The organism is Nostoc sp., from assembly GCF_054880495.1.
In genome coordinates this window covers 24512-34603 of the sequence record NZ_JBTYKD010000218.1, presented here as the reverse complement: position 1 = coordinate 34603, position 10092 = coordinate 24512, and the positions used below count along the sequence as shown (strand labels likewise).

The following is a 10092-nucleotide window of genomic DNA, read 5'->3' as shown; positions in this document are numbered from 1 at the left end:
ACGCTTCGCGGAAGTCCCCATCTTCTCTGCGAGACGCTACGCGAACAAGGTATTCCTAAGATGGGGATTGTGAGCACAACGACCGCGCTCTGTTACCACGGGGGATGAGGATTACATCTGGAATTGATTTTTTACTTTGTAAAAACAAATTCTGGATGGATGACGAATCCCCAGGATTTTCTGGTAAGGTAATTACTATCTTGACCCTCCGGGTTCAAAATCGCTCTTTGTTCGCGTAGCGTCTCCCTTAGGAGAGGGAAACCCTCAAGACCGCGTTTTTCACCACCAATGCCATAAGCGAAAACCAAGCTGCATAGGTAAGTGTCGCAAGAGAACCCCTCTCTTCCTCTTCTCTTCTCTTCTCTTCTCTTCGAGAGGCTGCGCCAACGAGAGGCTGCGCCAACGAGAGGCTGCGCCAACGACTTCGCTCAGGGTCAAAGATTTGGGTGTTGGGAACCAGGACTCCTGACAAGAGGAGGGAATGTCAGACCAAAAAAATTACGGAGTAATTGATGGCTATTCCCGATGAATTGGGAGAGCTACGACTTCAGGCTTACGCAAGTCTGAGTAGTTCACATTTTCCATATAAAACCTCAAACCTAAAGTTTTTCTGAAATTTTTGATGGTTTATTAGGGCGTATTTATTTACTAGTTGCTGAAATGGACACTTGGCTAGGACGGAAACCGTTTTTGCCAGTGTCCTTCTCGGCTACTAATAATTTTAGTTTAGCGCATAGGCAGCTTGCAGCGCCCAGATGATTAGAGCCGCGATCGATCCCAGAAGCAACACGGTAGAGATAGTGACTACTTTTGGGGAATCTGCACCCTCAAATTTCATAATTCCGCGATTTAAGTCGGACACAGCTTTGTAATCCTCTTCTGTTGGAGCCTGAAACATTTGTCCGTTTTGATTGTAGTCTTTCTATTTACGGATGATGTTAAACTCCTAATATTATTTAAGGGAGTGGGGGAGGAGGGGAGATGAGGGGGAGTGAGAATTTTGGACTTTAGATTTTGGATTAAAGAATTGAAATTTAATCCAAAATCTAAAATCCAAAATCCAAAATTGAATTGCCCAATGCCCCATACCCAATATTGCTCAATATGTACTAAAATCAAGGACTTGAGTCACAAAGAGAGCAATCATGGCATCCATCCGCGAGTTGCACCAACAACTAGTTACAAAAGAACGTTCTGCCGTTGAAATTACCCAAGAAGCTTTAGACCGTATTCAAGCGTTAGAGCCGAAATTGCACAGCTTTTTATGTGTTACCGCAGAACGGGCATTAGAGCAGGCGGGTGCTGTGGATTCCAAAATTGCTGCGGGAGAAGAAATTGGGCTATTAGCAGGGATTCCAGTGGGAATCAAGGACAATTTATGTACCAAGGGAATTCCTACCACCTGCGCTTCCCGGATTTTGTCAAATTTCGTGCCGCCTTATGAATCAACGGCGACGCAAAAACTGGCAGATGTTGGGGCGGTAATGGTAGGTAAAACCAACTTGGATGAGTTTGCAATGGGTAGTTCCACAGAAAACTCTGCCTACCAAGTCACGGCTAATCCTTGGGATTTGTCACGAGTTCCAGGTGGTTCTTCTGGGGGTTCTGCGGCTGCCGTGTCAGCCGAAGAATGTGTGGTTGCTCTCGGTTCTGATACTGGCGGTTCGATTCGTCAACCTGCATCTTTTTGCGGTGTGGTGGGAATGAAACCGACTTATGGCTTGGTTTCCCGTTATGGTTTGGTGGCTTACGCTTCGTCTTTGGATCAAATTGGGCCATTTGCAAACACAGTGGAAGATGCGGCAATATTATTAAGTGCGATCGCAGGTCATGATCCCAAAGACTCTACCAGCCTGAAAGTTGCCATTCCCAACTACGCCGCCAGCTTACAACCAGACTTGAAACCCAGACGTCAGCTAAGAATTGGGATCATTAAAGAAACTTTTGGTGAAGGGTTGGACTCTGTAGTGGAACAAGCTGTTACCAAAGCAGTAGATCAACTACAAAGTTTGGGAGCAGAGATTCAGATAGTATCCTGTCCCCGCTTTCGCTATGGCTTACCCACCTACTACATCATCGCCCCATGCGAAGCGTCAGCAAACCTGGCTCGTTACGATGGCGTTAAATATGGGTATCGCGCTCCTGATGCGGATAATCTGCTATCGATGTATATTCGTACCCGTGCTACTGGTTTTGGTACAGAAGTCAAACGCCGGATTATGATCGGCACTTACGCACTTTCGGCTGGCTATTATGACGCCTACTACCTGAAAGCCCAAAAAGTCCGCACCCTGATTAAACAAGATTTTGAAAGAGCTTTTGGCGTGGTTGATATCTTAGTTTGTCCCACATCTCCCACTACAGCATTCAAAGCAGGGGAAAAAACTACTGACCCCTTGAGTATGTATTTAACTGACTTGATGACTATTCCGGTGAATCTTGCTGGTTTACCTAGTTTAAGTTTGCCATGTGGTTTTGATGATCTGGGGCTACCGATAGGATTACAACTAATTGGCAATGTGCTGCGAGAAGACCAACTGTTTCAGGTAGCTTACGCTTATGAGCAATCCACTACTTGGCATCTGCGTAAACCGCAAATATCTTGAAAATGGGCATTGGGCATTCTCCTCGTCTCCCTCATCTCCACTCCCCCCGTGCTTTTTAACTAAATCGCTGTACGTCATTTATCAGCCTGATTAGGAACTATTAACTGTTGAATATTGACTTCTGGAGTCAGGGATTTAGATGTAATTCCTCGTTGATTAAGTGTATAAAAAAGACCAGTAGATGCAGCTATTAATAAGAGAATGTAGGTAACAACAAGAGGTATGTATATATTTGTTTTGTTGTCTGAATTCTGATGATTATTATTGGAGTCTTGGCGGACAACATTGCTTATAAGAGTATGTGATAAAGCATTTCCATCCAGTCCTAAAGCATCTCCATAGCGACGGATGAATCCTTGAACAAAAATAGGCTCAGGCAATTCTTCAAATCGTTCTTCTTCTAAAGCTTCCAAAACACCTGCTCTAATCAGTGTTTGAGAGGCTATTTCTTCTATGGGGATGGATTTTTCTTGTCTTACTTGTCGTAACTGTGTAGTTATTTCTTTTAGCTGCTCTACTTGAGCTTGGTTTAAGAGCGTCACAGTCTTTTCCTCTATGGGCTAATTCTACTATTCATTGAGAAGACTTAAATGTGCATACGTATTTTTACTGAATAATTTATTTTAGGGAATTTTTTTGAGAATGGTTTAAGCCTAGATTTTCAAATACTAAAGCTGCTATAAGTAAGTAATTTTACTGTTTTAATACATACTTTTTAAATAAAAAATTAGAGCGAAAAAGTTAATAAGCTGCAATTTCTAATACAAGTATCGTCTCAACTGCTGCTCTGGGCTAGGATAATTGCAGCGTTCACTTCCCCTTAATGGCGATAACAGCAAGTCTGAACCTTACTTTGCGTAAGTTCTACGTAACAAAGATTTTGTAAAAAGTCAAAAATCTTCATCAAAATTCTATTCCGATATATCGTGATATATCAAAAAATATCCTATAGTAGAGAAAGTTGATTTGAGATTCATTTATGTTTAGACACTTTCGGTCACACTTTGGCGCACCTGCATGGGCAGGAGTTAGCGAAGATGATTTATTGCTTGTGAGGTCTTGGTTTGGGCATGGCAAGCATCATGGTAGAGATCATGGCAAACACTTCGGTAATGAAATGTTTGGTCGTGGTTGGGGAGATGAACATCGGACTCGTCGGGGTGACATCAAGTTCATCCTGCTGGAATTGTTATCCGAGCATCCTAGTCATGGTTACGATCTGATTAAAGAGATGGAAACTCGTTACGGTGGTTTCCGTCGCCTCAGTCCTGGCTCAGTGTATCCAACACTGCAATTGCTGGAGGAAGGTGGTTATCTCAAGAGCGCACAGGAAGGTGGTAAGCGGATTTACACGATTACGGATGAGGGTAGACAATTATTGGCAGAACGTGCCCAACAGCAAACTTCAGACTCTCCTTGGGATACTTTTAAAACTTTAGTGACAGGCAAGCCCCAAGAGTTTATTGAGTTGCGAAATGCCGCAACAGAATTAGCTGCTGTGGTGGTGCAGGTTGCTCGCAGTGGCAGTATGGAGCGAATAAATCGCGTGCGTGAGCTTTTAGAGCAAGTTAAACGGGAAATTTACGCGATTTTGGCTGAAAAATGAGTTGGGAGTTAGGAGTTAGAATACAGTTGAGTCCAATATAGACAGACCTAACAAGAACAGCCCCTTCACTTGTAGGGAAGGGGAGTAAGATTCAAAGTCTCTCTGCTTTTAGAACAGAGATCAGATCGATCGCTATAGGGTTCTGTTGACTAATGAAGCGATCGCACTTAAATCTGGCTCGATGAGTGAATTGAGCAATGTCCACAACTGCAAATCAGTAAAATCTGGAATTGCCATAAATGCGCCGACTGACTGCAAAACTTGCGGATCGTGGGTGGATGCTATGCCAATGGTGCGGATATCTGCGCTCACTGCAGAACGAATACCAGAGGGAGAGTCTTCTAAGGCGATCGCTTCTTCTGCTGTAATTGCCAACTTCTTCAGGGCAACTTCATAGGGTGCAGGGTCAGGCTTACCTGCAATACAATCATCCGCTAAAACAACTGTATGGAAAGCTTCTTTTATTCCCAAAACCTCTAGCATAAATTCTGCATTTAATCTAGGGGCATTAGTTACTAATGCACGTTTTAACTGATGTGTATCTGTCCATTCTAGGAGTTCAGAAAATCCACTCAGAGGTTTGAGATTAGAGGCGAGTTTACGGAAAAGCGCCTCTTTTTCGTCTGCAAATTTTTGCCCTTCTGCTGCTGACAATTGTGGCAGAATATCCTTGACAATTTCTGGGTTTAGTCCCCCACTAATTCGGGATTTATAAAATGTCTCGTCAATTTCTATGCTATAATTTAACAGCATTTGCTGCCAAGCTCGGTAGTGTATGGGGTCAGTGTTGACAATAGTGCCGTCTAGGTCAAAGAGAATTGCAGCCAGCATGATTTTTTCGTAAAATGTAAATAATTGTTAACTTTATTTAAATAGTTTACATTGTTTTTTGTCCTTAGTGATTGTTCCTTTGTCAATACATGACTTTTCACGGCATCTAGAAAACCTCTCTAAATCGGGAGCATCTCAGTGAAAGCAAAAATACCAGATGAGAAACAAGATTCTTGTTCCCTCTCCTTACCAAGGAGAGGGTTGAGGTGAGGTTTTACAAGGCTTTTTATTAAAGTGAGATGTGTAAGCAAATGCTAGCCGCTACAAACTTTTTTCACGTTGATGATTTACTAGTGCAGATTTACAACTCTGAACTAGAAATCGCCCAGGATGTTGCCGAAATCGCGCAAAAGCATTTACAGCAAGTTCTCAAGCAACAGGATACAGCTGCTGTATTGTTAGCAACAGGTAACTCCCAACTTAAATTTCTCAATGCTTTGATTGCATTGGGTGATGTAGATTGGTCACGAATTATTCTGTTCCATCTAGATGAATATTTGGGAATTACTGCTGACCATTCTGCCAGTTTCCGGTGCTATATGCGAGAACGTGTAGAGAAGCGGGTTTTTTGTAAGCAATTTCACTATATAGAAGGTGATACATTACAACCAGTGGCAGAGTGCGATCGCTACAGTAAACTACTGCAAGCACAACCAATTGACTTATGCTGTCTTGGTGTTGGCGAAAATGGACATTTGGCTTTTAACGATCCAGCAGTAGCAAATTTTCAAGATCCTTACAGTGTGAAACTAGTAAAACTGGATACAGTGAACCGTCAGCAACAAGTAACTACGGGTCACTTTTTGAATCTAGAAACTGTCCCACAGTATGCTTTTACTGTTACAATCTCGACGATTTGTTCAGCTAAAAAAATTCTCTGTCTTGCTCCAGAAAAACGTAAAGCGAATGTGGTAAAACAGATGTTGGAAGGAGCTATAAGTACAGACTGTCCGGCTTCTATTCTCCGTCAACAATCCCAAGCAACGTTATTTTTGGACATAAATTCTGCTAGTTTGCTTTTTTGAACTTCTCTCTGAATTCTCAGAGGATGTTTTAAAAGTCTTTGGTGATGTATCAAAAATCAAGCTTGTGGAATTCACTCTTCTATAGTAACTCTCTGCTTTTCTATACCTCAACTCCCACGCAGACCATTTGTAGGGACACAGCATTGCTGTGTCCCTACGTGTGTCGTATCCATAGATGCATAGCGCCTACTCTCCGAGTTTTCCAACGTAGTACCCTACGGGTACGAGAACCGCTATATTATGCGCCTACGTGTGTCGTCTATTTAATTCAAATCCTCGTAATAGCCAGGGGCTTTTTAGGAGGTAATGTCTTAAAGCCTATTCTGGACAAAGCTAGTCCAGAAGTTGACACAAACGACGGGTGTACGCCTCGTAGAGTGTGGTGAATACTATTTAGAGCGAGAACCTGTTACATCATTGGGATCTCTATAAGCCCGGACTTGATCGCGATTACGAGCCAGACCTGCTAAACCGGCTAGACCAAGTAAACCTAGCCAACCCCAATTGAAACCGCGATCGCTAGTTCTTTGGGAAGTTGTGATGCCTGTATTCCTGTTAGTACCTGTGGAATCAGTACCTGTTGTGCCACTACCTGTAGTTCCACTGCCTGTTGTACCACTATCTGTTGTGCCACTACCTGTGCTTCCACTATCTGTTGTACCACTACCTGTTGTGCCACTACCTGTGCTTCCACTGTCTGTAGTTCCACTACCTGTTGTGCCACTACCTGTGGTTCCACTGCCTGTAGTTCCACTGCCTGTTGTACCACTATCTGTTGTGCCACTACCTGTAGTTCCACTACCTGTAGTTCCACTGCCTGTGGTTCCACTGCCTGTGGTTCCACTGCCTGTTGTACCACTGCCTGTAGTTCCACTACCTGTAGTTCCACTACCTGTTGTACCACTGCCTGTGGTTCCACTGCCTGTTGTGCCACTACCTGTAGTTCCACTGCCGGAGCTACTGCTACTACCTGTTGTGCCACTGCCTGTAGTTCCACTGCCGGAGCTACTGCCACTACCTGTTGTGCCACTGCCTGTAGTTCCACTGCCGGAGCTATTGCCACTGCCTGTAGTTCCACTGCCGGAGCTATTGCCACTGCCTGTAGTTCCACTGCCGGAGCTACTGCCACTACCTGTTGTGCCACTGCCTGTAGTTCCACTGCCGGAGCTACTGCCACTGCCACTACTGGAGCCTCCGCTGCCTGAGCCTCCGCTTTGGGCAGAAACAGAAGGAGGTAAGGACACAGAAGCGAAACTGATGGCAAAGACACTAGCCAAAACAGCTTTAGATAAATCAAAATGCTTCATAGTTGTGGTTCCTTTTATGTTCTAGATCTCTGTGGTTGATTGATTTTTAAAACTGATATCGTCTACTCAATCGACTGCTAAATTAGGTAAATTTTGACAAAATATATTGAGGAATCTTTCACCTACTTTCTTTTGGAATAATTAAAACCATTTGAAGATCCTACAACAACTGATTATTCGTCAAAGTCAAACCAATTCATAATAAGTAATTACTAATTTATGATTAGGAAGGAACGACCAAGGTCGCTTGTTCACAACAAACAAAGAATAATAAAAAATTAGATTCAGTTGCATGCATCATAAATTTTAATTATTTATTGTCAATTATTTTTTCATTCTTAACCAGCATAGCTGCTAATTTTTTGCCTGACTTCTACCATAAGAGTAAAATCACTTCTATCGCAGGAATTAATTTTGTATTAAAGTTAGTCTATAAACGTGAAGATAATTATACCTTTTAGAGGTTACAATTAGATAGATCAGCAGACTTCAAAAGAAGCACAATCTTCACACTGGGAGTTTTGCCCTGGATTGGTACATCCACAGGTAGAGTTCACATAACATTCAGAAGGATCTTTATGTGTCCGGTATTTTTTGAATATAAAGTATAAAGCTGCTTATTGTAGACAAAAAACAAAATCTTCAATTATAAAATTTCGTACTAATCATAATGAATAGAACCATGTTTGAGTTACTTATTTAGATGCGTTAATTAAGTAGGCAAGAATAGCTCAAACTATGTTAAGCAATTTAAAATTAATTAAATTGGCTTTTAGTAAGGGCTTCAGCTCGAAAAATAGGGCTGAAGCCCTTACTAAAAGCCTTTATCCAACACAAAGTTTTAAAACTCCAACAAGAACTGCCCTCAGCAAGAACTGCCTTATCACCCAACAAATAACTAAACAAGCGTGCCATTCCTCTCTACTCACATCTTGCACCAAGAAAAATTGATGTACTTTAATTACTCAGTATTTATCTAAAGCCCTTGTTTTAGCGATAAAAGCCAATAAAATTTAGGTAGCTTTATCGCGCATCTTATTACTTTGTCTGGATTTTTACTTAGAGGTGCAAGATATAAGTCTAGGGCTTTGCTATTCAACTTTTTCATACCAGATGCCTACTCTCTCAAAAGCACTATAAGCAAGCTTCAGAAAATTCATTACTCTCTGTCTGCCAATTACCCCAAATTCTTTATACTCTCTCGCCTCCGCAAACGTCAGGCGATTTTGGTCAATTATGTTTCTTTCTTTATATGTTAACTTCGGAAAATCCATAACTTTTATCTTATATTTATTTACTATTTTCTGAAAGTTTGAGTCTGACTCTATATGCTCCCAATCATCACACAGCCCTAAATTCCTCACCAGAATATGAGGGATTCTCTCACCATAGGTATTCACTGACTGAGCAAACAGGTTCATGCTGTCGTATCCTCCTGTCGATACAAACCATTTGCAAAACATCACTCCCTGCGAACTCCCTAGTTCAAATAATTGATTAGAGTCAATCCACCCTTGTACTGCTCTATGCGATTGTGCAGCTAAATTCACAATTACTGGCCTCTCTATAGCCCACTCAAATATTTTATCTGCCTTATCCGCCTGTCGTTCATTCTCGCTAAACACAGCATACTTACATATCTCCTTATACACCCCTGCTACATCTGGATTCGATCTATCTGTCTCTACTGGTACAAACGGGATTTTCTTATCCAGACAATACTGAATCATTGTCCTAGCAAAGAGAGACTTTCCTACCCCGCCTTTTTCACCATCCACCAAATGAATCGTCGGCATTACAGCCACCTCTAATACTTATTAAACTCGTCTGATACATCTTTCCCAGGCTTAGAACTTTTTGGCGATTACCGCCTAGTAGTTTTGGTAGTTTTATCAGATGCCTTTATCTCATCCTTTGATTCTTGCTGGACTTGAATCTCTGGAGTTAGCTTCTCTTAAAGAAGTCTCAAGAACAAGAGAGTCTCCCGTTACTGAGGCCGATTGTGACATTACTGATGATTCTGTTGAAATCTGAGTATAATTCTCAGCAGATAAAATTGGTTTTAGTTTAACCCCTCTTTTGCCAGAACGTTTTTCTTTCTCAATCTCAGTTAAGTATTGCTTGAATGTCGCTGCCAAAACTTTTATTTTTTGAGTTTTGAGGTTCTCAGAAAGGTTTTGATAGCTATAACCTTTTTTCAGAGCCGATTCAAGCTCAACTCGCATAAAGTAAACACTCTCTGGCAGTGATAGTTCTTCTTTATCCTGCTCTTCTAGCTTTTTTAGGGAAGCTAGAGTCCCTTGGAGTTTATCAATAGGAATTTTCTGTCTTGGGCTTGTGCGTACCATTCGTTCTGTTGAATCGGCTCAAAATTTAATTAATCCTATCACCACAACGTCTTGTGTGGATTGATAAGATTATACATATTATTGAACAAGCTCTACTGAATAAATCAGTATATTGCCCTTTACCCCTTCCACTTTCTGAAACTTGGCCCAGAAGATGTAGTTTCTCCAACTCCTTGCGATTATCAGCCATCCCTGACTAGGATGTTGACTTTGAACGCCTTTAAATGGTACTTTTTGTTATAGAATCTGTGCCACAAGATGTCTGGGACGTTAAGTAAAACTACACGCTTTAGGGGCAATACCCTGCGGGAAGCTAAAGCTACATGAATTGCCCCTACCTAAAAATCATTCTTTTCAGCTATTGTTTAG

At 41.8% G+C, this 10092-nt stretch carries 9 protein-coding genes; 3 read left to right on the top strand and 6 right to left on the bottom strand.

What is annotated here, in order from left to right:
* Window positions 1–721: 721 nt before the first annotated feature.
* Entirely contained in the window at window positions 722–898 is a 177-nt protein-coding gene (locus tag ACYTXL_RS20040; RefSeq protein WP_461926267.1) for a hypothetical protein, read from the bottom strand.
* Window positions 899–1145: 247 nt separating this feature from the next.
* Between ACYTXL_RS20040 and gatA the strand changes: the two genes are divergently transcribed.
* Window positions 1146–2606: an Asp-tRNA(Asn)/Glu-tRNA(Gln) amidotransferase subunit GatA gene (gatA, locus tag ACYTXL_RS20035; protein WP_461926266.1), complete on the top strand. Its 1461-nt coding sequence runs from the start codon at window positions 1146–1148 to the stop codon at window positions 2604–2606.
* A gap of 74 nt (window positions 2607–2680) precedes the next feature.
* On the opposite strand, the gene ACYTXL_RS20030 is transcribed toward gatA, so the two are convergent.
* Entirely contained in the window at window positions 2681–3148 is a 468-nt protein-coding gene (locus ACYTXL_RS20030) for a helix-turn-helix domain-containing protein (protein ID WP_461926265.1), read from the bottom strand.
* A gap of 437 nt (window positions 3149–3585) precedes the next feature.
* Between ACYTXL_RS20030 and ACYTXL_RS20025 the strand changes: the two genes are divergently transcribed.
* On the top strand, window positions 3586–4212 hold the full coding sequence (locus ACYTXL_RS20025) for a helix-turn-helix transcriptional regulator (protein ID WP_461926264.1): 627 nt from the start codon (window positions 3586–3588) through the stop codon (window positions 4210–4212).
* 132 nt (window positions 4213–4344) lie between these two features.
* Here ACYTXL_RS20025 and ACYTXL_RS20020 read toward each other — a convergent pair whose 3' ends face one another.
* Window positions 4345–5043: an HAD family hydrolase gene (locus tag ACYTXL_RS20020; RefSeq protein ID WP_461926263.1), complete on the bottom strand. Its 699-nt coding sequence runs from the start codon at window positions 5041–5043 to the stop codon at window positions 4345–4347.
* Window positions 5044–5294: 251 nt separating this feature from the next.
* Here ACYTXL_RS20020 and ACYTXL_RS20015 point away from each other — a divergent pair, with 251 nt between their 5' ends.
* The gene (locus ACYTXL_RS20015) at window positions 5295–6068 is read left to right on the top strand and encodes a glucosamine-6-phosphate deaminase (RefSeq protein WP_461926262.1); all 774 of its coding nucleotides are present in this window, start codon (window positions 5295–5297) and stop codon (window positions 6066–6068) included.
* 389 nt (window positions 6069–6457) lie between these two features.
* On the opposite strand, the gene ACYTXL_RS20010 is transcribed toward ACYTXL_RS20015, so the two are convergent.
* The 3 genes from ACYTXL_RS20010 to ACYTXL_RS20000 all read right to left on the bottom strand — a co-directional run bounded on the left by ACYTXL_RS20010 (window position 6458) and on the right by ACYTXL_RS20000 (window position 9600).
* A complete protein-coding gene (locus ACYTXL_RS20010; RefSeq protein WP_461926261.1) occupies window positions 6458–7375 on the bottom strand; it encodes a WGxxGxxG-CTERM domain-containing protein in 918 nt (305 codons plus the stop codon).
* A 1091-nt stretch (window positions 7376–8466) separates the two neighbouring features.
* Window positions 8467–9171, bottom strand: a complete 705-nt coding sequence (locus ACYTXL_RS20005) for a P-loop NTPase family protein (protein ID WP_461926260.1) — start codon at window positions 9169–9171, stop codon at window positions 8467–8469.
* Between the two features lie 111 nt (window positions 9172–9282).
* A complete protein-coding gene (locus ACYTXL_RS20000) occupies window positions 9283–9600 on the bottom strand; it encodes a hypothetical protein (protein ID WP_461926259.1) in 318 nt (105 codons plus the stop codon).
* Between the last annotated feature and the right edge of the window lie 492 nt (window positions 9601–10092).